This is a genomic window from Halopenitus sp. H-Gu1, from assembly GCF_041821145.1.
Lineage (GTDB): Archaea > Halobacteriota > Halobacteria > Halobacteriales > Haloferacaceae > Halopenitus.
The window spans coordinates 144,001-167,624 of sequence record NZ_JBGUBC010000004.1; the positions used below are offsets into that span (position 1 = coordinate 144,001).

The 23,624-nt window shown below is 64.3% G+C and carries 20 protein-coding genes; 11 read left to right on the forward strand and 9 right to left on the reverse strand.

The annotated features are described in order from the left end of the window. Positions 1-48: 48 nt before the first annotated feature. Positions 49-1,074, forward strand: coding sequence for a hypothetical protein (locus tag ACERIT_RS04845; RefSeq protein WP_373673701.1), 1,026 nt, complete (start codon positions 49-51; stop codon positions 1,072-1,074). A 90-nt stretch (positions 1,075-1,164) separates the two neighbouring features. Continuing rightward, a complete protein-coding gene (gene prs / locus ACERIT_RS04850) occupies positions 1,165-2,010 on the forward strand; it encodes a ribose-phosphate diphosphokinase (RefSeq protein WP_373673702.1) in 846 nt (281 codons plus the stop codon). 113 nt (positions 2,011-2,123) lie between these two features. Here the strand turns inward: prs and ACERIT_RS04855 are convergent, their stop codons facing one another. Continuing rightward, positions 2,124-2,384, reverse strand: a complete 261-nt coding sequence (locus ACERIT_RS04855) for a hypothetical protein (RefSeq protein ID WP_373673703.1) — start codon at positions 2,382-2,384, stop codon at positions 2,124-2,126. A gap of 97 nt (positions 2,385-2,481) precedes the next feature. On the opposite strand from ACERIT_RS04855, the gene ACERIT_RS04860 reads away from it, so the two are divergent. Continuing rightward, positions 2,482-2,709, forward strand: coding sequence for a hypothetical protein (locus ACERIT_RS04860; RefSeq protein ID WP_373673704.1), 228 nt, complete (start codon positions 2,482-2,484; stop codon positions 2,707-2,709). A gap of 55 nt (positions 2,710-2,764) precedes the next feature. Beyond that, positions 2,765-3,442, forward strand: a complete 678-nt coding sequence (locus ACERIT_RS04865; protein WP_373673705.1) for a uracil-DNA glycosylase family protein — start codon at positions 2,765-2,767, stop codon at positions 3,440-3,442. A 95-nt stretch (positions 3,443-3,537) separates the two neighbouring features. On the opposite strand, the gene mutS is transcribed toward ACERIT_RS04865, so the two are convergent. Beyond that, positions 3,538-6,312: a DNA mismatch repair protein MutS gene (mutS, locus tag ACERIT_RS04870; protein ID WP_373673706.1), complete on the reverse strand. Its 2,775-nt coding sequence runs from the start codon at positions 6,310-6,312 to the stop codon at positions 3,538-3,540. Between the two features lie 254 nt (positions 6,313-6,566). On the opposite strand from mutS, the gene ACERIT_RS04875 reads away from it, so the two are divergent. Together ACERIT_RS04875 and ACERIT_RS04880 are read left to right on the forward strand one after the other, a co-directional pair. Beyond that, on the forward strand, positions 6,567-7,511 hold the full coding sequence (locus tag ACERIT_RS04875) for a UbiA family prenyltransferase (protein ID WP_373673707.1): 945 nt from the start codon (positions 6,567-6,569) through the stop codon (positions 7,509-7,511). Between the two features lie 177 nt (positions 7,512-7,688). Then, positions 7,689-9,389 (forward strand): histidine kinase N-terminal 7TM domain-containing protein, encoded by a 1,701-nt coding sequence (locus ACERIT_RS04880; RefSeq protein ID WP_373673709.1) that lies wholly within the window; start codon positions 7,689-7,691, stop codon positions 9,387-9,389. A gap of 124 nt (positions 9,390-9,513) precedes the next feature. Here the strand turns inward: ACERIT_RS04880 and thiD are convergent, their stop codons facing one another. Both thiD and ACERIT_RS04890 read right to left on the reverse strand, forming a co-directional pair. Next, the gene (thiD, locus tag ACERIT_RS04885; RefSeq protein ID WP_373673710.1) at positions 9,514-10,332 is read right to left on the reverse strand and encodes a bifunctional hydroxymethylpyrimidine kinase/phosphomethylpyrimidine kinase; all 819 of its coding nucleotides are present in this window, start codon (positions 10,330-10,332) and stop codon (positions 9,514-9,516) included. A 47-nt stretch (positions 10,333-10,379) separates the two neighbouring features. Continuing rightward, on the reverse strand, positions 10,380-11,045 hold the full coding sequence (locus ACERIT_RS04890) for a DsbA family protein (protein WP_373673711.1): 666 nt from the start codon (positions 11,043-11,045) through the stop codon (positions 10,380-10,382). Positions 11,046-11,153: 108 nt separating this feature from the next. Here ACERIT_RS04890 and ACERIT_RS04895 point away from each other — a divergent pair, with 108 nt between their 5' ends. The 3 genes from ACERIT_RS04895 to ACERIT_RS04905 all read left to right on the forward strand — a co-directional run bounded on the left by ACERIT_RS04895 (position 11,154) and on the right by ACERIT_RS04905 (position 15,179). Beyond that, positions 11,154-12,446: a hypothetical protein gene (locus tag ACERIT_RS04895; RefSeq protein ID WP_373673712.1), complete on the forward strand. Its 1,293-nt coding sequence runs from the start codon at positions 11,154-11,156 to the stop codon at positions 12,444-12,446. Positions 12,447-12,539: 93 nt separating this feature from the next. Continuing rightward, complete coding sequence (locus ACERIT_RS04900) at positions 12,540-14,357, forward strand: ABC transporter substrate-binding protein (protein ID WP_373673713.1); 1,818 nt, start codon at positions 12,540-12,542, stop codon at positions 14,355-14,357. 9 nt (positions 14,358-14,366) lie between these two features. Then, positions 14,367-15,179, forward strand: a complete 813-nt coding sequence (locus ACERIT_RS04905) for a phosphatase PAP2 family protein (protein ID WP_373673714.1) — start codon at positions 14,367-14,369, stop codon at positions 15,177-15,179. Positions 15,180-15,209: 30 nt separating this feature from the next. Here the strand turns inward: ACERIT_RS04905 and ACERIT_RS04910 are convergent, their stop codons facing one another. Next, positions 15,210-16,739, reverse strand: a complete 1,530-nt coding sequence (locus ACERIT_RS04910) for a heme-binding protein (RefSeq protein WP_373673715.1) — start codon at positions 16,737-16,739, stop codon at positions 15,210-15,212. Positions 16,740-16,852: 113 nt separating this feature from the next. Between ACERIT_RS04910 and engB the strand changes: the two genes are divergently transcribed. Beyond that, positions 16,853-17,476: a GTP-binding protein EngB gene (engB, locus tag ACERIT_RS04915; protein WP_373673716.1), complete on the forward strand. Its 624-nt coding sequence runs from the start codon at positions 16,853-16,855 to the stop codon at positions 17,474-17,476. 137 nt (positions 17,477-17,613) lie between these two features. Here the strand turns inward: engB and ACERIT_RS04920 are convergent, their stop codons facing one another. Continuing rightward, positions 17,614-19,599, reverse strand: a complete 1,986-nt coding sequence (locus ACERIT_RS04920; protein ID WP_373673717.1) for a PAS domain S-box protein — start codon at positions 19,597-19,599, stop codon at positions 17,614-17,616. A 109-nt stretch (positions 19,600-19,708) separates the two neighbouring features. Here ACERIT_RS04920 and ACERIT_RS04925 point away from each other — a divergent pair, with 109 nt between their 5' ends. After that, a complete protein-coding gene (locus ACERIT_RS04925) occupies positions 19,709-20,602 on the forward strand; it encodes a PspA/IM30 family protein (RefSeq protein ID WP_373673718.1) in 894 nt (297 codons plus the stop codon). 37 nt (positions 20,603-20,639) lie between these two features. Here the strand turns inward: ACERIT_RS04925 and ACERIT_RS04930 are convergent, their stop codons facing one another. From ACERIT_RS04930 to phoU, 3 genes are all read right to left on the reverse strand, one after another. Then, positions 20,640-21,677: a dipeptide epimerase gene (locus ACERIT_RS04930; RefSeq protein ID WP_373673719.1), complete on the reverse strand. Its 1,038-nt coding sequence runs from the start codon at positions 21,675-21,677 to the stop codon at positions 20,640-20,642. After that, the gene (locus ACERIT_RS04935; RefSeq protein ID WP_373673720.1) at positions 21,674-22,774 is read right to left on the reverse strand and encodes a DUF1611 domain-containing protein; all 1,101 of its coding nucleotides are present in this window, start codon (positions 22,772-22,774) and stop codon (positions 21,674-21,676) included. Before ACERIT_RS04935 ends, ACERIT_RS04930 begins: the two co-directional genes overlap by 4 nt. Before the next feature lie 75 nt (positions 22,775-22,849). Continuing rightward, on the reverse strand, positions 22,850-23,521 hold the full coding sequence (phoU, locus tag ACERIT_RS04940; protein ID WP_373673721.1) for a phosphate signaling complex protein PhoU: 672 nt from the start codon (positions 23,519-23,521) through the stop codon (positions 22,850-22,852). Positions 23,522-23,624 lie beyond the last annotated feature (103 nt).

Sequence of the window (23,624 nt, forward strand, 5' to 3'; positions counted from 1 at the left end):
AACCCGACCCGCGACCCTTTTTGTCGACGCGGGCCCCAGTCCCGATCGATGCCTGACGGGGACGACATCTCGATCGAGGAAAAACGGGTGTATGCCGGCTCGGCCGGCCGAACCGACGTCTACGTCGCGAGTGCGGATGGGCTGGTCCGGGTGGCCGTCTCGGGAGACAAGGTCGGTCACTTTTCGATGGTCGCCGACGTTTCGGCTCGCGACGTCTCGGTCCTCCCGCGGTCGAACGCGCCCGATCTCCTCGGGGTCGCGACCGGCGAGGACCTGCTCGTCGCCACAATCGAAGGAGACGATCCGACCTTCGAATCGGCCGGAATCGGGGCTTCGACCGCGGTTGGACTCACGAGACGCGCCCGCGATGGTGCGGCACCCCGGGAGGAGTCGGGAACTCGGATGGGCCGAGACGGAGGGGCCTTCCTCGCGGCGGCCGACGACGGAGAGATCGTCCTCGTCGGGGCCGACTCGGGAGACGGAGAGGCGGGTGCGCCGTCGCTGGACGTCACGCTCGCCAGCGTCGGAACGGTGACGGACCCGCGGGCAGTCGACGCGGGCATGATCGCAGCTGGGGACGGGGTCTATCGCACGGCGGGACTGGGATCGGAAGCGATCGAATCCGGAGCGAAAAACGGCGGCACGGGGCGTCGGCTCGAACACGTCGGCCTTTCGGACGTCCGCGACGTCGCCGGCGCGGGCGTTCCCCTGGCGGGGACCGCCGAGGGACTCTACTGGCTCGCCAACGGCTGGCGGGACGCCATCGACGGCCCGATCGACGTCGTCGCGGCGGACGGTGAGGGCCACGCGCTCGCGGCGGGACCCCAGAACCTTCGGGTTCATCGCGGCCACGAGTGGGGCGAGGAATCGTGGGACCAAAGCGATCTGCCCGTCGACGGTGCGGTGACCGCGCTCGGGTACGGTCCGGGACTCGCGATCGCCGTGACGGACGGTGGTGCGTTGTGTGTCGATGCGGGCGACGGCTGGCGTCACCAGATCGTCGGGGTTCGCGACGTCTCCGGGATCGCAGTTCGGCCGGTCGATTCGACGTCCGGTGACCGATCGCGACCGTGAGCGGTCGGGGACGGTCGCGATCCCGGCTCACAGCGTGCGAAAGCCAGTCCGAACGAAAACGGGTTTAACCTGCTTCGAGAAACGACGCGTATGATCGTACCGAGTTCCGGCTCGCAGACGCTCGCCGCCACGTTTGCAGACGAGACGGGAAGGACGCTCGCGACGCCGACCTTCGAGCGCTTTTCGGACGGTGAACTTCTCGCGTCCGTCCCCGGCTTCGAGGGGGAGGTCGCAACGATCGTCGCCTCGACGGCCAACAACGAGGACTGGATCGAACTCCTCCAGCTACAGGATGCGGTCCGGGAAGTCGGTGCGGACGAGGTGACGACGGTGATCCCGTACCTCGGCTACGCCCGACAGGACAAGGCGTTCAAGCCGGGACAGCCGGTTTCCGCTCGTGCGATGGCCCGTGCGGTCTCGACGGGGACCGACCGGGTCGTCCTCGTCAACCCTCACGAGGAAGCGGTCCGCGAGTTCTTCGATCTCCCCGTCACCGTGGTCGACGCGGCCGGCACGCTGGCCGACCCGCTTCCCGAACTGTCGGACCCGCTTTTCCTCTCGCCGGACGAAAGCGCGATCGACATCGCGGAGACGGTCCGGGACGCTTACGGAAGTGGATCGACCGACTACTTCGAGAAACATCGTGACCCCGAGAGCGGAAGCGTCGAAATCACCCCCTCGGACGCGCCCGTGGCCGACCGCGACGTGGTCGTCGTCGATGACATCATCGCGACCGGATCGACGATGAGCAAGTCGATCACGGTTCTCGAAGAGCGTGGCGTCGACCGTGTCTTCGCGGCCTGCATCCACCCAGTCCTCGCGAGCAATGCCGTGAGCAAGCTCCGATCGGCCGGCGTCGAGCGGATCATCGGAACCGACACCATCGAGCGCGCCTGCAGCGAGGTCTCTGCGGCATCAGCGATCGCGAATCGATGATCGGGTTCTCCGCTGTCGCCGCCTCATGAATCCCGGACGGATTCGTTCTCACGCTACGTCGTGAATCCTCGCTGGATTCGACGCTGCGTCGTGACTGCCTGACTGCTCCCGTCTCACGCCACGTCGCCGTCCGGATCGGCCCTTCCGAACACTCGGAGAACGAGCGTCTCGTAGCCGAGGAGGTAGATTCCCGCGTACAACGCGATCAGACCCATTCCCAGAAACCAGGCGCCGATCTTCACGTTTCCGCCCGAGATCGCCGTGACCCCGAGGTTCTCGAGGTAGACTCCGACTGACGAGAGCAGTCCGGTTCCAAGCGTCAACGCGAGGACCTCGATGATCTCGATGATTTCGCCGAACGGGATCTTGGACATATCTCGGTATCAGAATCGGAACTATCTGAACCTTTTGAGAAGCCGCTCTCGGCGGCGGAACCAAAACGTATACACGCGACCGTTCGTCATGGTCGATATGGCCGGTCGATACGGTGAGATGGACTACGGATCGTTGACGAAAGGCGGCGTGGCGGTTGGTGCGGCGCTTTTCGCGCTCGGGGCCATCGCCGAAGTGACGGTGGGCGCAAGCGGGAGCCTCTCGCCGACGCTCGATACCGCGCTTCTCACCATGGAGTTCCTCGGACCGATCGTCGCGTTGCTATCCGTGGTCGTCTTCGGGATCGTGATGCCGCTGACCGAGTGATCGATCCGTTCCAGGATGGACGGATGGCGTCGACCGTGAGTTCTTTCCGAGCCACATGAGCGAGGGTCCGCGATTCCCGGACCGACGGCACGTCGTCGAGCCGGACTGTTCGCGCTGTGGAGCGCTTTCGGAGGACCGGACGCACATTAGCTGGGGGACCGGCCCGCTCGACGCCGACGTGATGGTGGTCGGTGAGGCGCCCGCGGCCGGCGATCCCGAGGCGGACCGTTGGCGCGGCGGCAACTGGACCGGCAAGGCCTACACCTCACGACACTCCGGCCGCCGGATCCGACGGCTGTTCGCGGATCTGGGCTACGGTGACCGGTGCTACTACACGAACGCGGTGAAATGTTTCCCCCGCGATCGTGACGCCGAGACGATCACGAATCGCGAACCGACCCGGGAGGAGCGTGCGACCTGCCGCGCCCATCTCCAAACGGAAATCGACCGGATCGACCCGACCGTGATCTGTCCCACCGGCAGACACGCCACCGCCTCCGTCTTCGCGCTCGGTGATCGCGATCTCGACGGGTTTCTGGAGTCGGTCCTTGAGGCGACGGAGATGGGGATCGAGGTGGCGGAAGTCGGGTTCGAGTCGATTGGCGGGCGGATCGACACGACGATAATTCCACTGTTACATCCCGCCTATCAGGACGTCTGGCGTGCCCGACTCGGCTACGACGACGACGAGTACCGGGCGGCGATCGCGGAGGCGCTGTCGGCAGTGCTTTGAGGTCGCGTCTCGATGGGAGTCGGTCGGTCCCCCCCTCTCCTCGCTTCCTGACTTTCCCGATCTCGCCGGCTTCCTGGCTTCCCCGGTCTCCTCGCTCAGTCCCCGTCCATGAGCCGCCGTTGCCACTCCTTGATCCGTCCCGACAGCTCGATCGGCGGGGTCCCCTCGACGTCGACGTCGGTCAACTCCTCGAGAACGGCCTCGGTTTCGGGGTCGACCGGCGTTTCCGTTTCAGGTTCCCGATCCGGATCGCCGTCGGCGATGGCCTCGCTGCCGGATCCATCCCCGCCGCTTGCGGTCGACGGCGGGCCGGTCGATCCATTCGCCATCGGCGCTCCGTTCGAGGCGGATTCGGACGCCGTCCCGGCGTTCCGCTTGAACGATCCGGACGAGAGGTCGAAGATGGCTTGGGTGGTTCCGTTCCCGCGCTGACCGGTAGATTCGCCCCCGCGAGCCTCGATCGCTTTCTCATCACGGAGCCGGTCGAGAACGGTTCCCGCGCGCTCGACGACCGGTTCGGGAACGCCGGCGAGATCGGCGACGTGGACTCCGTAGGAACGGTCGGTAGGACCATCCCGAACGGTTCGCAGGAAGGTCACTCCGCGATCGTCGTCACCCTCGCCGTCGTCGACCGCGACGTGGACGTTCTCGACGCGCGGAAGGTGCTCGGCGAGCGTCGTGAGTTCGTGGTAGTGAGTGGCGAAAAGCGTTCGCGCGCGAACCTCATTGTGGAGGTATTCGGTGGCCGCCCACGCGATCGAGATCCCGTCGTAGGTGGCGGTTCCCCGTCCGACCTCGTCGAGGATCACGAGCGACTCCTCGCTTGCCGAATGGAGGATCTTCGAAAGCTCCTGCATCTCGACCATGAACGTCGAACGGCCCTGGGCGAGCTCGTCGAGCGCGCCGACACGCGTGTAGATCCCATCGACGAGACCGATCCGAGCCGATCGGGCCGGCACGAAGCTGCCGATCTGCGCGAGAAGCGTGATGAGTGCGGCCTGACGCATGTACGTCGACTTTCCGCTCATGTTCGGTCCGGTGACGAGTAGAAATCCGCGGTCCGCATCGAGTCGGAGATCGTTGGGAACGAACTCGGTGGTCCGCTCGACGACCGGGTGGCGTCCAGCTTCGATCGTGAGTTCGCCGGGGTCGGCGAGTCGGGGGCGCGTCCAGTCGTTTCCGGCGGCGTGTTCGGCCAGCGAGCCCAGGGCGTCGAGTTCGGCAATCGCGCGGCCGACGTCCTGGAGTACCGCCGCCTCCTCAGCGACGCGGTCCCGGAGTTCGCCGAACAGCTCCCGTTCGAGATCCGCGCGCGCCTCCTCGAGGCGGAGGATCTCGCGTTCGCGCTCGACGAGCTCGTCGGTGACGAACCGTTTTGAGTTCTTCAGCGTCTTGATCTCCCGGTAGTGTTCGGGTACCTCGTCGGCGACCGACTTGCCGATCTGGATGTAGTAGCCGTCCGTCTTGTTGCGGTCGACGCTTACGTGTGAGAGTCCGTATTCGCGTTTTTCCCGCTCTGCGAGCGTGTCGATCCACCGTTTTGCCGCCTCGTGACGGTCGATCAGCTCGTCGAGTTCGGCGTCGTGACCTCGCGCGATGATCCCGCCGCTTGAGACCGAATTCGGCGGATCCTCGGCGAGCGCCTCGTCGAGTTCCGCTCGAAGCGTCGCGGCGGCTTCGCGATCGGGACGAGCGACGACGGCACCGACCGGAGACTCCGAAAGCGGCGTTCCCTCGACCGCTTCGGTCAGCCGCGAGAGCAGTCCGAGGGTATCACGCACCGAAAGGAGCTGGCGAGCGCCGGCGCTCCCGCTCGTGGCGCGAGCGGCCAGCCGCTCTAAGTCGTACGCGCTCCCGAGGATATCCCGGAGGTGATCCCGCTCGATCGGGGCGGACGCGAGCGATTCGACGGCGTCGTGACGTCGCTCGAGTTCCTCCCGATCGCGGCGTGGACGCGTGAGCCATTCGCGGAGCAGCCGCGAGCCGGCGTTGGTGACGGTGTGATCGATCGTCGACAGTAGTGACCCCTTTTCTCCACCCCGGATCGTCTCGGTCAACTCGAGGTTGCGCTGAGTGGTCGCGTCCAGATCGACACGGTCCGCGGAGCCGTAGATTGTGAGCCGCGTAATCGAGGCGAGCACGCCTGCGCCCGTCTCCTCGACGTACGCGAGAGCGGCGCCGCCGGCTCGGATCGCCGTATCGGCCTCAAGCCCCACGCTGTCGAGCGTCTCCGTGCCGAACTGCTCGCTGACCGCGCGTCTCGCCCGCCCGGGCTCGAAGGCGATGGTCTCCGGGAGGGAGACGGCGGCATCGAGGTTCTCACGAAGCCCGTCCAGGAGGGAGTCGTCGGTCCGGACCGTCGGACCGGGAAGCACCTCGACGGGGTCGAATCGGTAGAGTTCCGCGCGTGCCGCCGCCGCGTCCTCGGCGGTCGTAAGGAGGAACCGTCCGGTCGTCACGTCCACGAACGCGAGCCCGTACGAGGCCTCGGTCGCGCCCTCGTTGCGGACGATCGCGGCCAGATACTGCGCCTCGGCGTCCGTCGTCTCGAGAAGGGTTCCCGGGGTGACGACACGGGTTATTTCGCGGGCGTGACCGTCGTCGGTCTCGTATTGGTCGGCGACGGCGACACGGCGACCGCGCTCGACGAGCGCCTTCAGGTACGGCGTCAGATCGTCGATCGGGACGCCTGCCATCGGATACGACGAGCCGTGTGAGGACTTCTGTGAGACCGTAAGATCGAGTTCCTCGCCGACGATCTCGGCATCCTCGGCAAAGAACTCATAGAAGTCGCCGCACTGCATCGCAAGGAGGTCGGCGTCGGTCTCCGATTTCAACTCGAGGAATTCCTCGACGATACCGGTGGCCATACCCGTACTCGGAGGGTGACTGAGTAAAACGCTGTGGGTCGTGTGGATCGTCACGGGATCTGAGGGTCCTCTCGGGATCGGAGCATTGTGATGCTCTCCGAGGGCCCTCTCGGGATCGGAGGGTCCTCTTGGGATCCGAGGGTCGTGGACGGAGGAGCGATCGGGGCTGGTGGGGGGTGTTTGACGGTGATCGGGGTCGTGTTTCCCGACGACGGTCGAGACGTCGGATCGTTCGACGTCCGTCCGTCGACACCATGTCGAGTGAAACGAAACCCCTGTCCGCACGTGCGGACGACGACATTTCGTGGTACAGCGGATTCGCCGGGTCGATCTGGACCCACGGCGAACGAATCAAGGACGCGTTGGTGTACAGTTCAGCGTATCTCGTGGTCATCGCGATGATCGAGGTCGTGACGGTGATGGTGGCGCTGTCGCTACCGCCCAATCCCGCGCCGATCGTGGTCGGACTCGTCGCCTTTGCGGTTTACGGCGGCGACCGGATCACGGACGCGGAAAGCGACGCGATCTCAAGTCCGGGACAGAGCGCGTTCGTCAGGCGTTACGAGAGCGCACTCTCGATCCTCTCGGCGACGGCGTACGGGCTGGCGATCGCCATCTCGGTTCTCGGCGGTCCCGCCGCGCTGGCGATCACCCTCCTGCCCGGCGTCTTCTGGATCCTCTATGCGACCGACTGGCTGCCCTCGATCGGCTCCTACTTCAAGCGGCTCAAGGACGTCCTCGTGGTCAACTCCACGATCGTCGCACTCGCGTGGGCGATCGCGGTGGTCCTGCTTCCGATGGCGTTCGCCGGCGCGGGGGTCACGCCGACCGCCCTCGTCGTGTTCGCCTACTTCCTCCTCGATACGTTCGTTAACACGGAGATCCCGAACGTCGCCGACAGGAAAGGCGATGCGGCCATCGGCGTCTCGACGCTGCCCGTGGTCTTTGGCGTCGATCGAACGCGCCGAATCCTCTACGCTCTCGACGGTCTCCTGATCGTCTTCCTTCTCGCGGCGTACCTCGAGGGGCTGCTCACGCTCACGCTCACGATCGCGGTGCTCGTCGGGCTCGGATACGCCCTCGTCGTCGCAGCGTTCGTGGGTCGAACGCGGCGACATCGCCGCCTCTCGATCGCGGGCGAGGCAAAACACCTCGTCGTGTTTGCCATCATCCTCGGACTCTCGGCCGCCGGGATCTGAGGCTCTCGTCCGAAATTTTTCTGGGTATATTCGTTCGGAAATCCCTCAAACAGGGATCATCACGGCATTCGGATCGTCGATCGAGGTTCGCTCGTTGCATCTGGGTGCTGACATATCTCCGATCCATAGAACGGTGCGGACGTTTGATATGGCGCCGGTGATACGTATACGGTATCGGTGTCCACGCTGAACCCCATCGTCTCCGTACTACTCGATCCGGTCGGCATCGTTCCGGCGCTGTTCGCCTCGATCGTGATCGGTTCGGCGGCTGCGATACTTGCCTGGCGACAGCGCCCCGAACCGGGAGCGACCCCGCTCGTCGCGATGCTCGTCGGACAGAGCTGGTGGTCCATCTGTATCCTCTTTAAACTGCAGGCGGCCACGGTAGATGAGAAGACGCTCTGGATGCAGCTCGGGTGGATAGGCGTCGTCACCATCCCCGTCGCGTGGGTGCTTTTCGCCTTTGAATACACCGGCCGGGACCGATATCTTCGGTCCCGGTACGTCATCAGTTTGTGTCTGATCCCGGCGGGGACCGTCCTTCTGGCGATGACGATCAACTATCACGACCTCATGTACATTCGAGCGCTCGGCGTCGGGCCGAACGGCGTGATGCGGTTCGAACAGGGGGGCACGTGGTACTGGGTGATCGCTGGCTACACCTACCTTCTCGGGATGGTCGGGGGGGTGCCGCTCATCAGGTTGCTCGCAAGCGACGCGGGTGCCTTCCGGGGACAAAGTGCCGCGCTCCTCGTCGCCCTCGTCGTTCCGTGGCTGACGAACGGGCTCTTTCTGGCCGGAATGCTTCCCACGTCCGGACTGGACCCGACTCCGGTGGCCTTCTCGGTTTCGGGATTCTTGTATCTGAACGCGATCACGCGGTTCCGGTTGCTCGGAACGAGCCCGGCGCCGAACAGGCGGGCACGCGAGATCCTCTTCGACAGGATGCAGGAGGGAGCGGTCGTGGTCGACCGCAACGACTACGTCGTCGATCTGAACGAGGGCTGTATCCGCATGCTCGGGGTGGACCCGGCGGAGGTTCTCGGAGAGCCCGCTTCGGAAGTGATCCCCGGATACGACCGGCTCCCGGAGGACGGGATGTTGGATGAGCATCTGACCGTCGGCGATGACGGGGGCGGACACCCCTACGATGTCGCAGTAACTGGCGTCCGTGACGTACGCGACCGGACTATCGGCCGCGTCATTACCTTCCACGATGTCGCCAAACACCTGCGTCAACAACAGCGACTCGAGGTGTTAAACCGGCTGTTGCGTCACAACATCCGGACGGAGACGAACCTCATCTACGGCTACGCCGACCAGTTTGAGGACGGTGAGGGGGCGGAGATGGTCAAACAGCGCGCGCTCCGCATCGAGGAGATCGCCCGGAAGGGACGGGAGGCCATCGAACTCTTCGAGACGAAAAGCGGTGAGCGTGACTCCCTCTCGCTAACTACTCTGCTTGAACGAACGATCGCCGACGTTCGCGAGGCTCATCCGGAGGTGGCGATCACGTTCGACCGGCCGGACGAGGACACCACCGTTGCCGGGATGCTCGCGCCCGTGTTCACGAACGCGATAGAGAACGCGGCCGAACATCACGAGGGGGAGGATCCCAACGTGTGGGTCGACGCCAGACGGGTCGATCGACATGCGATCGTCGAGATCACCGACGACGGCCCCGGAATCGACGAATACGAACTGGACGTCCTCGATCGAGGGACTGAGACCTCCTTACGCCACGGCAGCGGCATGGGACTGTGGATCATCAAGTGGGGCATGGAGATGATCGGCGGCAGCGTCAGATTCGCCTCACGGGACCCGATCGGAACCGTCGTGACCCTCGAGGTTCCGATCCGCTCCGAACGCCGCGAGTGAGCCACGCTACGGCTCAGATCGCTTTCGAACGCCGGGGGATCCGTCAGCCATTCTCGAACCGATCAGGAGTGGGTCCTCGAACCGATCAGGAGTGGGTCGACCACCGGTTCGATCGCCGACACGCTCACCGGTCCAGCTGCGTCGGATTTACTGCACCGGGGCCCTCACCGATATCGTACCCCCGCCGCACGGCGTCAGTCATCTCTCGAGTCGCGGTTTCGACTGCCGACCGGAGCGGTTCCCCTCGTGCGAGGCGTGCAGCGACGGCGCTCGAGAGTGTGCATCCGGAGCCGTGGGTCGCGGCCGTCTCGATCCGCGGCGATTCGATCCGGATCGGCTCGGGTTCGGTCGCGACTGCCAGCGTATCCACGATCCGGTCGCCGCCGAGATGGCCGCCCTTCACGAGTGCGGCGTCCGCTCCGGTTCCGAGGAGCTCCCGTGCGGCGGCCGCGGCCGACTCGACGTCCTCGACGTCGCGGCCGGTCAACACCGCCGCCTCGTCGGCGTTCGGGGTGACGAGCGTCGCCTCGGCGATCAACTCCTCGTACGCGTCCTCGGCTGCCGGCGAGAGCAGGCGGTCGCCCGTCGCCGCGACCATCACGGGATCGACGACGATCGGTCCTTCGTATCCGCGTAGACGGTCGGTGACGATCTCCACGATCTCCGCCGTCGCGAGCATCCCCGTCTTGATCGCGCCGACGTCGAAGTCGTCGAGGACGGCGTCGTACTGGCGTTTGACGTGGTCGGCCGCGAGCGGATTGACGTCACTCACTCCCTGGGTGTTCTGAGCGGTCGTCGCCGCAAGCACTGACGTCCCGTAGACGTCGTGGACGGTCATCGTCTTGAGATCGGCCTGGATCCCCGCCCCACCGCCGCTGTCGCTGCCGGCGATCGTGAGCGCGATCGGCGGCTCGATGGGATCGTAGGTGTCGGAGTCGGTCATGAACTGATGTATTCAGCCGTGGTATTAGGAATTGATGGTCAGCGAGCCTAGCGATCGGTCGCGGCAGAATCGGCGTCGGGGTCCGGTTCGACGTCCGGACCCTCGATCAGCCGTTCGAGGTGCTCGGGAGGAACCGCACCGCGGGCGGTGTGGTCGTCGTAGATCCACGTCGGAACGCCCGAGATACCGAACTCGCGGGCGTCGGAGAAGGCCTCGCGAAGGCGATCGGCCCATTCCTCGTCGTTCGTGGCGGACCGAACGGCACCGGAATCGAGTCCGACGTCGGCGGCCACGCCGGCGATGACGTCGCGATCGCCGATGTCCCGATCCGCTTTCCACAGGGCGTTGAGGAGCGCTTCATCGAACGCGCGCCATTTCGAGGGCTCGGTCTCGCGGACGTACAGCGAGGCCTGTTGGGTCGGCCAGGAGTCCACGTCGCGCCGTAGCGTCCGAGCCATCTCGGCGCCGTAGCGCTCCTGTAGCTTGCGGACGTTCGCTTCCGCCTGTTCGTAGTACTCGTCATCCTTGCCGTCCTCCACGTCCGATCGGATCTCCCCGTCCGGGCCGCGTTTGTGCCCCCGGAGGTCGAAGGGGCGCCACTCCAACTCGACGGACGATCCACGAGCCTCCTCGTAGCGATCCAGGGCCACGCGGCCGAGATAACAGAACGGACAGACGTAATCCGAGTACACGACGAGCGGCTGATCGGTCATGGCTGATGTAGGGCGTCAGGGGCCAAAAGCCCGGCGAGGCGTGGCTGTCGAGGTGTTTGACTGTTCGGGTGGCCGACAACTTTTGACTCGCCGTCCCCACGAGGTGGTATGAAGCGGTCGGTCATTGCGCTCATCATCCTCGTCGGTGTGGTCGCACTCGGGCTTGCGGCCTCGGGCGCGTTCACGGAGACGGCCGACGGTCCGGGGGCCGGGCCGATAGAGGAGCCGCCGACCGATGATCGATCGGTTCCGGAGGTGCAACTCCTGTCGATAGACGGCGCATACGCGTTGTGGCCCTACACGAGCAGCAGCGAATCGATCGAGGGACGGACGCTTGCGATCAACGTCGTCTTCGAGGACGATCCGGAGACCGTGTTTGCCGCCCTTCAGGCCGACTCGGAGGCGGACTGGACGGAGTCATCGGAGTCGGGGACGACCGGGTCGGACTCGAATGCGACGACTGATGGAATACACGCGAGCGAGGTCAACACGAGTGACGTCGATGCCGACTTCGTCGAGGAGGTCGTCACTACCGACTGGCAACGCGCACATGGGTCGACGCGATACGTCTACTTCGAGCGCGAGGACGGCGAGGGTGTCTGGGTGGACGAGACCTACCAGCTGCACGCCGGTACGTATCTCGGCACGCGGTATCACATCCGTGCCTACGGGTCGCCGGACGGGAGCTACACCGCGGTCCAGGCACACGGCGAGTATTACGACTGGTTCCGACTTCGCCACACCGTCACGGACGTCTCCGAGTCGGCACGAACGATCGAGGACGATTTCATCGGATCCGGTGCGGACGTCCGCCGCGAGTACCGGGGGATCGAGGGTGGGCGAAGCGATGGGTGGATCTCGGTGATCGAACTCGTGGCGTTCCTCCCGCTTGCCGCGGCGATCCTGCGACGGGAAACGCGGCGATCCATCTACGGGACGCTCTCCCGACTGCGGGCGGACGCGGTTCGGCATCGGGATGCCGTCCTTCTCGGCGTCGGACTTGCGGCGGTCTATCTCGGTGTTCGGGCGGCCGGGATCGCGTTTGAAACGGGACCGCTGGCGATTCCACCGAAACTCATCGCGGGACCGCTGTATCTCCTGATCGCGATCGGATTGCCGCTTTTGACCTGGCGTGTCGCCGCACGGTGTGATCGCGTCACCGCCTTCCTCGGCGCCGCCGTCGGCCTCGGCGGCGGATTCCTCATCGATTTCGCCACCCTTGGCGTGTCCGTTCCGCCCGATCTCATCGCCCACCGGATCGCCGTACTCGCCGCGATCGGGATCGTCGCCGCCGGTCGGGCAACTAACGACCGCTCGCCGCTCGCCGAAAACGGAACCGCGATCGTCGGGCTCGTCGCGTGGGCGTTAGTTCTCGCGTTGCCTCTCGCCGGTGTCGTGTGATTTTGTCCCCAACGAGAAGGGGTCACAATGGCGGCACGGAACGGAGGTAACCGCAGGACTGTTATACGTTCCACACCCAAGTTTCTTGGAAGAATGCATCGGGCAGTGACACGCCGACGTCTGCTCGTAGCGACGGCAGCTAGCATCGGCGTTTCCGGCTGCCTCGGGCGAACGAAGAACGTCGCGGGCCGCGAACAGCCGAGCCAGGTCATCATCCGGATCACGACGCGGCCGGCTGACAGCGACCCCCATGCGATCCGTATCGCGCGTCATCTGGCTGAACACCTCAAGGCAGCCGGCATCGAACCGCGCATGCGAACGGTCGACGAGACGGGACTCTACCGGGAGGTACTCATCAATCACGACTTCGACGTCTACGTTGGCCGATTCCCGAGGACACGTCCGTTCGACCCGGACGTCCTCTACCCGCTTTTACACTCCAGATTTACCGCCGAGCCAGGGTGGCAGAATCCGTTCGGCTTCACCGATCCCCACGTCGACGAGTTGCTGAACGAACAGCGGCGCACGTCCGGTGCCGACCGCGAGTCGATCGTCGAGGAGTTACAGGCCGAGATCGCCCTTCATCAGCCGTTTACGGTGATCGCGTTCCCCGACACCCTGACTGCCGTTCACGACGAGACGTTTATTGGATGGAACCGGAGATGGGCGATGGATCCACTCGGGCTGTTGATGCTTTCGACCGGCGATGTCGATCTCCAAAGCGACGGCGACGGCGAGGGGGGCGAGACAGGGGACGAAGAGGAGTCCGCACGGACGCTACGGCTCGTGACGACGGACGCTCGGCCGACGACGAACCTGAACCCGATCGCGCCGGAGTATCGTCGGCACGGAACGTTCACCGGATTGGTCTACGATCCGCTGATTCGGGAAACCGACGACGGACCGATCCCCTGGCTGGCACGCGAGTGGGATCGGATCGACGATCGAACGGTTCGGATCGGTCTCCGCACCGCGTCGTGGCACGACGGGGAGTCGATCTCGGCTTCCGACGTGGCATTCACCTACGCCTTCCTCGCGGATACTTCGCTTGGAAACGCAGAGATGTCGATCCCTGCCCCCCGATTTCGGGGACGATCGACCCTCGTTGAGAGCGCCGAGGCGATCGATGAGGAGACGGTCGAGATCGTGTTTACGGACGCGAATCCGGACGTCCAACTGCGTGGATTGACCGTTCCGATCCTGCCCGAGCACGTCTGGGAGTCACGGACCGATCTCGTCTCGCTTCCGGGGGGGATCGAACTCAACGAGGAGACGACGGATGCACAGGTGTGGGAGAATCCCGAGCCGATCGGGTCGGGGGCGCTGCGGTTTCGCGAACGGGACCCCGACGAGCGGGTCGTCTTCGAGCGCTACGAGGACCATCCGATCGTCACGCAGTCGGAGACCTTTCCGGAGTGGCTCCGCGAAAAACCGGCGTTCGACGAACTCGAGTTGTCCGTCGTTCCCTCGGACATCGTCGGAGTCCAGCGGGTCGGGGAGGATCTCGCGGACGCGACCACCTCCAGTCTTGGGCCGAACGCGGTTCCCCGGATCGGACGTGAAGCGCGCGCACGGCTCGTGAGCACCCAATCAGCGGCGTTCTACCATATCGGATTCAATACGCGAAACGAGCCGCTCTCGAACCCGAACGTCCGGGAAACGATCGCCCGACTCATCGATAAGGAGTGGCTCGTTCGGTCGGCCTTTCAGGGCTATGCGCGTCCGGCGTCGTCGCCGCTCGCGCTCTCGGAACGCTGGCTTTCCGAGGACCTGCGGTGGGTCGACCGCGACCCCGCGACGCCGTTTTTCGGGTCCGACGGCGAACTGGATACGGAGACGGCACGGGAAGCGATCCAGGAGATCGGATACCGATACGACGACGAGAACAACCTCCTCGTCCGTGAGGGGTGATCACGGTCCGTGATCGTTCTCCTCTCGGTTCTTGCGTACCTGTTCGTCGTGGTTGCGTCGATGTGTCTCGTTGCCGCCGTTGCGATCCTCGGTCAGGGGGGGCTGTATCGACTTCGGGCGAACCTCCGATCGTATCTGTGGGCGACCCGAAAACAGATCGCGATCCTCCTCGCAGTGCTGCTCATCAGCGCGCTCGGGCGGGGTGGACTGCAGGTCATCTCGGAGGTGTATGGGTGGCATGCGACCGGGACGATATTCGCGATCGAGGGGACCTTCGTCGCGTGGGTACAGGGCACGCTCCTGTCGCCGATCGCGACCGTCTACTTCTCGTGGATATACATCTATGCGTACGTCTTTTTGCTCGTCTTCCCGTTTTTGGTCTACGGCGCACTGTCGACCCCGAGGACGCTCAAGCGATTGATCGTCGCCTACGCGCTCAACTACGCGGTCGGCCTCGTCATCTACACGATGGTCTTCGCACACGGTCCGCGAAACGTCGACGTCGTGACGTCGCTGCTTTTCACGTATAACCCGGGTTTCCAGGAGCTCGCAGCACAGGTCAACGAAAACGCCAACGTCTTTCCGTCGTTGCACACTTCCCTGTCGATGACCGTGGCGACCTTCGCGTATCTGACTCGCGATGAGTACCCCGTCTGGACCGTTCTGTCGGCGTGGATCGCCGCCTCCGTGATGCTCGCGACGATGTATCTCGGCATCCACTGGCTGATCGACGTTCTCGGCGGGATCGTCCTCGCGCTCGGGTGTGTGTCGGCATCCCGTCGGATCGTCGCTCCCGATCCGGGTGCGAGGGCGAAACGGTGAGACGGGAGACTCCGACACCTCGGCGATCGGTCAGGCCAAGAAGACGTGTCGGGGACGATCCGCAAGGACCTCCCGGCCGAACTGGACGGTCTCGCGGAACGCATCCGATCGGAAGAACTCCATCGCATCCGCCTGCGAGCGCCACTGGCTGGCGATGAACGTGTCGTTTTCGTCCTCGTGGTTAACCATCAGATCGGTGTCGCCGTGGCCGTCCATCTCCGCGAGCAGGTCGGCCACCTCGTCGAACTTCTCGATGAACTCCTCGCGATGATCGGGTTCGACGGTGTAGAACATCCCCATCGTCCCGAACCCTGACTCCTCGCCGGCACGTTCGACGATCTCGGGAAGCTCCGAGAGGAAGCCGGCCGCCGTCTCGGCGGCCGAGGCCGTCTCCCAGATGGAGACGACTGCTGACCGGTCGCGTCCCCGCGCCTCGTAGACGGCCGTCTTCACGTGCGTGCCGTAGTGGTCGAAATTGCTTCGGAGACTCTCCACCTCCTCGAAGAGTTCCTCAAGGTCCGCCTCGCTGTACAGCACCGTGGCGTAGACGTCCTCCCCGTGCGGTTTGCCCGCATAGATGTCGAGGTCCTCGAGTTCGCCGCGGATCGCGTCCTCGTCGACGTCCTCGTCCGTGGTCTCGCCACCGGATTCGATCGATCCATGGCCGTCCTCGTGTGCGTGGTGTGGCTCGGACTCGGCGTGTTGACCTGCGTCCTCGCCGGCGTGGTGGTGTGACTCGTCGGCGTGGGGATGTGATCCATCGTCCGCTCCGTGATCGCTCGTCGGCACCTTCGCGCCCGCGAGGTACGCGTCCAGGTCCGTGGGCGGGAACCGGCGACCGACGTAGAACTCGCCAAACTCGCCGTACCGCGATGAGGCGGGATCGAATCGCATCTCGTAGACGATGTCCTTGAGATCCGTCGGGTCGGCTCCAAAGAGCGTGACGCCCCACTCGTGGTCGTCGAATCCGACCGAGGAGGCGATCACCTGTTTGATCCGACCGGCGTACTCGCGACCGACGTCGCCGTGGTCGGACATCAACTCGGCACGCTCCTCGAAGGAGAGGTCATACCAGTTGTACTCCTCGCCGCGACGCTTGCTCATCGGGTAAAACGAGACGTACTCGTCGTCGGGGATATCCGGTTTCAACTTCCCCTCGATGTAGCGGCGTAACCCCTCATCGACCGCCTCCTCGTTCCCCTCGAAGTAGTCATCGGAGACGTACCCGGAGACTTCGGTGACGGAGACGTAGGAGGTTTCCTGCTCGGTGAACGCGGCGAAGGCGGTGTCCTCGAACCGGCGTTCGATCGCCGAGAGATCGTCGAGTTCCGGCCGGAAGTGGACGAAAAGCAGGTCGGATTTGTGCCCGAGGATCGAAAAGACCGCGGAGTCGCCGGCGTCCGCGTCGGTGACGGACTCGCGGTGGGACAGAAACTGCGTTCCCTCCTCGATCGCCTGCTCGCGTTTGCGTTCGGGTGCCGCCCGCCAGGCGTCCCAGTCGACTGACCGGAAGTCGTGGAGGGCGAACCATCCTTCGTCGGTTTGTGGCGCCTCGACCATACCCGTCTTTCACGTCCCGGGACTTAGGGGTTTGCGAGTCGCGTCGACGCCCGACCGGTCGGTTCCGACGTTCCCAACGCGCAGTTTAAAAGTCACCGACGTCTACAACTGGTATGTTTGAGAATCGGCCGAACCGCGACGCGGAGGTCGTTCTCGTCGGCCGATCCAACGTCGGGAAGTCCACCCTGATGCGCGAGCTAACGGGCCACGACGTCACCACCGGCTCGAAACCGGGCGTGACACGCCAGCCGAACCACTTCGATTGGGCGGCCCAGGACTTCATGTTCACCGATCTCCCTGGATTCGGGTTCATGTCGGGCGTCGAGGACGAGCGTCGCGACCGGATACAGACGGACATCGTCGGCTACCTCGAGGAGCATTCGGACCGGATACTCGCGGGCGTGCTCGTGGTGGACGGCAAGAGCGCGGTGGAGATCATCGACCGACACGCCGACCGCGGCGAGATTCCTCACGACGTCGAGATGTTCGGGTTCCTGCGCGAGGTCGGGATCGAACCCATCGTCGCCGTCAACAAGATGGACAAGGTCGACGACAAAGACGAGCGGCTGAATGCGCTCTGCGACCGGCTCGGACTCTACCCGCCGTGGCAACAGTGGCGCGAGGAGACGGTCGCACCGATCTGCGCGAAACGCGGATCGATCGAGCCGCTTTTGGCGGCTCTGCGAACCCGATTCCACGAGGAGAAACGTGACGACCTGCTCGGGTTCGTGACCTGATCGGTCACGGTCGTTCGAACGGTACTGCGACGTGAGTAGTGCGGGGCTCTCGCATCGAATTCACCTCCCCGCCCTGCCTGCCGCCGTTCCGTCGTCGAGATCCGTGATCGATCGACCGCTCCCGCGGACGGGTTGGCTCACTGATCGACGAGTTCCACGTCAGTGATCTCGAAGCGAGCACCGCCGGCGTCGCTTTCGGTCACGGTCACCGTCCACCCATGTGCCTCGGCGATCTTCTGAACGATCGAGAGTCCAAGGCCGGTCCCGTCCTCCCGTGACGTATATCCGGAGGCGAACACCTCATCACGTTTCTCCTCGGGGATCCCCGGTCCATCGTCAGCGACGTAGAACCCCTCCGGAAGGTCGCCGACCGTGATCGTGACGGACTCGCGATCGTGTTCATTCCCGACGTCCTCGTGAGGGCTGGTCGACCCGTGTTCGACCGCGTTTCGGATCAGGTTCCCCAACAGCCGTCGAAGCCGGCTTTCGTCGCCGCAAATCACGTGGGTCGTCTCGAGATCGAGGTTCGCGTTCCGCGTCTCGGTGTTCTCCCAGGTCCGACGGACGCATTCGTCAAGGTCGAGCGACGTCGTCTCGTCGACCCCGTTTCCCTGTCGCGCCAGCATCAGGACGTCGTCGATCAATTCCTCCATGCGGCTGTGAGCGGCCGCGATGGCGTCGATATGATCGGCTTCACGATCGGACGTCTCGTCTTCACGTTCGGCAGTCAGCAGTTCGAGGTGTCCCTCGGCCACGTTCAAGGGGTTTCGGAGGTCGTGGCTCAGGACGTCCGCGAACTCCTGGAGCCGTTCGTTCTGCCGTTTCAACAGATCCTCCGTCCGTTTTCTGACCACCTGTCCGGCCACGCTTTCGACGACGTCGGAGACGTTCTCGATCAGTTTCTCGTCGTGGTCACGGCGGTCACGCAGGAAGAAGGTCAAGACGGCGACGACGCCCTCCTCGGTCGCGAGTGGCACGCCGAATCCGGCACGGAGACCCACGGCCGCCGCCAACTCCTTGCGGTGAAACACCCCCGTCGGCTCCCGTGAGACGTCGGGGATCCACTCGTTCGATTTCGACGCGTGGACCCTTCCCGGGAGTCCCTCCCCGGGAGGAAACGTCATCGACTGGCTCTCGGCCACGAACCGTCGGCATTCGTCAACGTCACTGTAGCCGACGGCGTATTCGAGCACCTCCGTCTCGTCCGCCGGGACCCACGCTTCACCACAGGTCCATTCGGTGAACTCACAGATCGTCTCAAGCATTCGCTCGAGGCTGGCCGGAAACGTCTCCGCGTCCCGGATCGCGCGGCTGACCTCGATCAGTAGCCGTCGCCGCTCCTCGGCTCGCTTGCGGTCGGTGATGTCGGTATAGGTCCCAAGCGCCTCGTTCCCATTGGTCCCGAACGGCGTCGCCTCCAGCAGAAACGTCCGTTCCTCGCCGTGAGCCGTCTCACGGGTCACCTCGTGACGAACCGGATCGCCGCGTCGAAGCATCTCGTTGATCTTTCGGGATTGATTCGATTCGTCATCCGTGACGATGTACTCGTCGAGCGAGTTCCCGATCAGCCCTCGTCTCGAGCCGCCGAACGTCTCGACGAATGCCTCGTTGACGCGCTTTATCACTGCATCGGTCCCATCGAAGTTCACGAGCACCAGCGGCGCCGGAACCGCATTCAGGAGCGCGGCGAAGCGATCCCGTTCGGATTCCAGTTTCTCCTGGTACTCGCGAAGCTCCGTGATGTCCTCGTTGACGGCGACGAACTGGACGATCTCGCCGGACTCGTCCGTGATCGGAGAGATCGTCTGTTTCACGGCGTATCGTTCGCCGTTCTTGCGTTCGTTGATGATCTCTCCTTCCCACACGTTGCCATCGAGAATGGTTTCCCACAGTTCGGCATAAAACGCCTCGTCGTGGACCCCCGACTGCAGGATGCTGGCGTTGCGCCCGACGGCCTCCTCCTCGTCGTAGCCCGTCTGCTCCTCGAAGGCCGGGTTCACGTACACGATCGTCCCATCCGGGGCCGTACAGTAGATCGAATGTCCTGCGTTCTCGACGAGCGCCCAGAACGACCGGGGATCGACGTTCATCGGCGGCTTCTCGGGAAACTCTTCACCAACCATCGATGGTGATTCCTTTCCCGTCATGTATTTAAATTGTCTGGTGACTCGTTCGTCGACGTCGATCCATCGAGGACGCGACTTTTTACTGGAGGGCGCGAGAATACCATGTATGGGAATCCTCTCACGCGCCTCCTACGTCATCCGTTCGAAGGTTAACTCGATCCTCAACCGGGCGGAGGATCCGACGGAAACGCTCGATTACTCCTATGAACAGATGCGCGATGAACTACAGGACGTCAAACAGGGAATCGCCGACCTGACGACACAGAAGAAACGGCTGGAGATCCAGAAACGACGCCTCGAGGAGAACGTCGAAAAACACAACCGGCAGGCACGCGAGGCCGTCCAGCAGGACCGCGACGATCTTGCGCGAAAGGCCCTCGAGAAGAAGAACTCGAAGATGCAGCAGATCGAGGATCTTGAGGGACAGATCGCCGAACTCGAGAGCACCCAGGAAAATCTCGTCGAGAAGAAAAACGAACTCCAGGGCCGGATCGAGGAGTTCCGAACGAAAAAGGAGACCATGAAGGCGCGGTACGAGGCAGCCGAGGCCTCCACCCGCGTCTCGGAGGCGGTGACGGGCGTCGGCGACGAGATGGAGGACGTGGGACGTGCGATCGAGCGCGCGGAGGACCGGACCGACGAGATGGAGGCTCGATCACAGGCGATGGACGAACTACAGGACACGGGCGCCTTCGAGGACGCGCTCTCCGACACGGACAGCATCGATCGCGAACTCGACGAACTCTCGGCGGACCGCGAGGTCGAGGCCGAACTCGAGACGCTCAAATCCGACGCTGGAGGGGAATCCGAGTCGGCCGTGGAAGACGAGGACGTCGAAAACGAACTCTCCGACATCGAGGCGGAACTCGACGGCACGGAGTCGGGAACGGACACGACGATCGATGTCGAGGGCAAGGAGGCGGCCCGCGAGGCGGACGCGGAAGTTGAATCCGAGTCGGACGTCGACGTGGAGTCGGACGCCGACGAGCGATCGAAGTAAGCCTTCCCCAGGTCGGTCTACCCCTTTCCCAGATCGGTCACTCGCGAACGCCGGTTCCGGGACGGTCCTGTGTTTCGAGGTGGACGCGTCCCTCCGTCAGGTCGATCCCCTCGAAGGGGTCCCCCGAGACGAGTAGAGATCCGTCGAGATCCGCGTAAGTACACCGTGGCGCGAGTTGGGCCGCGGCCGCGATCGACGCGTTCGACTCGATCATACAGCCGATCATCACCTCGAGACCGTGGGCGTGAGCGGTCGCGATCATCCGGCGGGCCTCCCGGAGACCGCCTGCCTTCATCAGTTTTAGATTCGCGATGTCGCATCGGTCCGCGATCCGTGGGACGTCCGCAACCGTGACACACGATTCGTCGGCAGCGATCGGAAGCGCCGACCGTTCGTAGACGAAGCGCAGTCCCTCGGGATTTTCGGCCGGCACCGGTTGTTCGAGAAACTCGACGCCGAGATCCGCCAGCCACTGGCTTTTTCGAACCGCCTCCTTCGGGGTCCAAGCCTCGTTCGCGTCGACGCGGATCGTCGCCTCCGGCGCGGCCGACCGAACCGCTTCAAGCCGCTCGCGGTCCCGGTCGGTTCCGAGTTTGACCTTCAGGATCGGATATCCGGACTCGACGGCATTACGAGCTCTATCGGCCATTTCATCCGGGTCATCGAGCCCGACCGTGTAGGACGTCCGCGGCGTCGCCGCAGGGTCGAGCCCCCACAGCCGGTGGAGCGGAACGCCGAGTCGCTTCGCGACCAGATCGTGGAGGGCGATCGATACTGCCGCTCGCGCTGCGGGATTGTCACGAACGGCATCTCTCATTCGCCGTTCGATCGCTGACAGGGCGTGTGGATCCCCAACGTCCTCGACGATCGAGAGCAGTTCCGGAAGAACCGCCTCCACCGTCGCCGCCGTTTCGCCGTAGCGTTCGGCAGGCGACGCCGCGCCGATCCCGGCCATGCCTCCTTCATCGACGACGCGGACGATCACGTTCTCCGCCGTCGTTTCGGTCCCCCGGGCGATCGTGAACGGACGATCGAGATCGAGCGTGATCCGCTCGACGGCGGTCTCGAGGCTCATTCCGGAGGGACCTCCGAGACGATCGCTTCGACGATCGGGTCCGCGCCGAAGCGAACCGGATCGGTCGTCGGAGCGTGGAGATCGTCGCCGAGAGCGGAGACGGCCTTGCGAGCACGGTCGTCGTCCTCGATGGTTCTCGTGTTGAGCGCGCCGGCGACGATCGAGCAGTCGTGGACGGCCGACCCGAGGGATTCGTAGAGATCGACGTACTCGTCGATCGGCGGGAGTTCGAAGCGCTCGTAGCCGTGGATGACGTCGCGGCCCGCCTCGTCACACAACACGAGCGCGTCGGGCATGGCTCCGTGGAGGATTCCACAGGTCACCGGCGAGTAGGCGGGGTGGACGATGCTTCCTTGCCCTTCCACGACGAGAAGGTCGTGCTCGTCGCCGCGCTCCATGACCATCTCCTCAACGGCGCCGGCCGCGAAGTCGGCCACTACCCGGTCGATCGGATTCCCCCATCCCTCGATCAGAATCCCCGTCTGTCCGGTCGGGACGACCGCGGCATCGATCCCGCGCTCCCGGGCCACTTCGACGATCTCCATCGTCGTCGTCATCTTGCCGACCGAACAGTCGGTGCCGACGGTACAGACCACGGTCGCATCGACGTCGCCGGCCGCTCCGTCGGCGACGCCGATCCCTTCGTGCGGGTCGCGGACGTCGTACAGATCCACCCCGCTTTCGGCGGCGAGCCGGGCGAACTCCTCGTCGTCGTTCAGGAAGTAATGGAGTCCGGCCACGACGTCACAGCCGGCTTCGATGGCCGCACGGACGTCCGGCCGCCAGGACTCCTCGAAGCCGCCGCCGATGGGGGCGATCCCGACGAGCAGCGCGTCGATCCCGCTGCCTCCGTCGCCTTTCCTCCCGTCTTCCCCGCTGGCCATCTCCAGTGCCTCCGGAAACGACTCCACGATCGGCGCGTCGTCGATTCTTGCCGCGTCGGTTTCGGTGAGGTGATCGTGGACCCGACTGCCGGCGGTCTCCCGATCGAGAACGGCGGCGACTTCCGTATCGCCGTACCGCATCACTCCGATCGCGGTCTTGGCACGCTCCGGAAACCGTCCGTGGGCGAGAATGGCGATCCGTTCGTGTTTCATATCGGAACACCGCAACCAATCCATAAAAAACGGAGGGGGCCGACCGGATCGCCCCGGCCGATCCTTCGACGACGGTTAATACAGGAGGTCGTCGTCGTTGGTGATCATGTACACTGCTCGCGCCGCGATGTTGACGGCATGATCGCCGACACGTTCGAGATCCCGGATCGTGAGAAGCAGTCGCGAAACGTCGCGCATGGTCGCCTGTACGTTCCCCTCGTCCAGTTCCTCCGTCTGGATCAGATCGCGAACGACGGCCTCGCTTGCGCTCTCACACAACTCGTCGACCTTGTCGTCCCTTTCTGCGACCTCGTAGCCGAGATCGGCGTTTTCGGTATGATACGCGTCCATCGATATTTCGAGCATATCCAAAGTCTCATCGCCGATCAGCTGAATGTCGACGTCGGGAAAGACCTCCTGATGGGCCTCGCCGGCGTACTCCCCGAGGTTCGTCGCCAGATCGGCGATCCGTTCGAGATCGGTGATGATCTTGAAGGAGGCGGCGATGAATCGGAGGTCGCCGGCGACGGGCTGTTGGAGTGCAATGAGATCGATACAGTCCTGCTCCAACTCGAGGTACATCTCGTTGATCTCCGCGTCGCCGGTTATCACCTCCTCGCCCAGTTCCGCGTCCTGTTGTTCCAAGGCATCGAGCGCCATTCGCAGGCGCTCCGCAACGACCTCACTCATGTAGAGGACGTCGTCGCGCAGTTCGTCGAGTTGGGTCTGGTATTGCTTTCGTACCATGGTTGGATCGGCCGTCCGGCCGCGAATGCGTCGTGTCGTGTTCGATGGGCGTCACGTCGTGTTCGATCGTCGCTCGTCTCTATCGCTTCCAGTCAAATCGGCG

What these genes read in the sequence shown, in the direction of transcription:
- ACERIT_RS04865 (WP_373673705.1), top strand. Translation starts at nt 2,765, where the DNA reads ATGAGCGAGGGTCCGCGATTCCCGGACCGACGGCACGTCGTCGAGCCG.
- thiD (WP_373673710.1), bottom strand. Translation starts at nt 10,332, where the DNA reads ATGACCGACTCCGACACCTACGATCCCATCGAGCCGCCGATCGCGCTC.
- ACERIT_RS04920 (WP_373673717.1), bottom strand. Translation starts at nt 19,599, where the DNA reads ATGGTTGGTGAAGAGTTTCCCGAGAAGCCGCCGATGAACGTCGATCCC.
- prs (WP_373673702.1), top strand. Translation starts at nt 1,165, where the DNA reads ATGATCGTACCGAGTTCCGGCTCGCAGACGCTCGCCGCCACGTTTGCA.
- mutS (WP_373673706.1), bottom strand. Translation starts at nt 6,312, where the DNA reads ATGGCCACCGGTATCGTCGAGGAATTCCTCGAGTTGAAATCGGAGACC.
- phoU (WP_373673721.1), bottom strand. Translation starts at nt 23,521, where the DNA reads ATGGTACGAAAGCAATACCAGACCCAACTCGACGAACTGCGCGACGAC.
- ACERIT_RS04930 (WP_373673719.1), bottom strand. Translation starts at nt 21,677, where the DNA reads ATGAGCCTCGAGACCGCCGTCGAGCGGATCACGCTCGATCTCGATCGT.
- engB (WP_373673716.1), top strand. Translation starts at nt 16,853, where the DNA reads ATGTTTGAGAATCGGCCGAACCGCGACGCGGAGGTCGTTCTCGTCGGC.
- ACERIT_RS04860 (WP_373673704.1), top strand. Translation starts at nt 2,482, where the DNA reads ATGGCCGGTCGATACGGTGAGATGGACTACGGATCGTTGACGAAAGGC.
- ACERIT_RS04895 (WP_373673712.1), top strand. Translation starts at nt 11,154, where the DNA reads ATGAAGCGGTCGGTCATTGCGCTCATCATCCTCGTCGGTGTGGTCGCA.
- ACERIT_RS04890 (WP_373673711.1), bottom strand. Translation starts at nt 11,045, where the DNA reads ATGACCGATCAGCCGCTCGTCGTGTACTCGGATTACGTCTGTCCGTTC.
- ACERIT_RS04875 (WP_373673707.1), top strand. Translation starts at nt 6,567, where the DNA reads ATGTCGAGTGAAACGAAACCCCTGTCCGCACGTGCGGACGACGACATT.
- ACERIT_RS04925 (WP_373673718.1), top strand. Translation starts at nt 19,709, where the DNA reads ATGGGAATCCTCTCACGCGCCTCCTACGTCATCCGTTCGAAGGTTAAC.
- ACERIT_RS04845 (WP_373673701.1), top strand. Translation starts at nt 49, where the DNA reads ATGCCTGACGGGGACGACATCTCGATCGAGGAAAAACGGGTGTATGCC.
- ACERIT_RS04855 (WP_373673703.1), bottom strand. Translation starts at nt 2,384, where the DNA reads ATGTCCAAGATCCCGTTCGGCGAAATCATCGAGATCATCGAGGTCCTC.
- ACERIT_RS04910 (WP_373673715.1), bottom strand. Translation starts at nt 16,739, where the DNA reads ATGGTCGAGGCGCCACAAACCGACGAAGGATGGTTCGCCCTCCACGAC.
- ACERIT_RS04900 (WP_373673713.1), top strand. Translation starts at nt 12,540, where the DNA reads ATGCATCGGGCAGTGACACGCCGACGTCTGCTCGTAGCGACGGCAGCT.
- ACERIT_RS04935 (WP_373673720.1), bottom strand. Translation starts at nt 22,774, where the DNA reads ATGAAACACGAACGGATCGCCATTCTCGCCCACGGACGGTTTCCGGAG.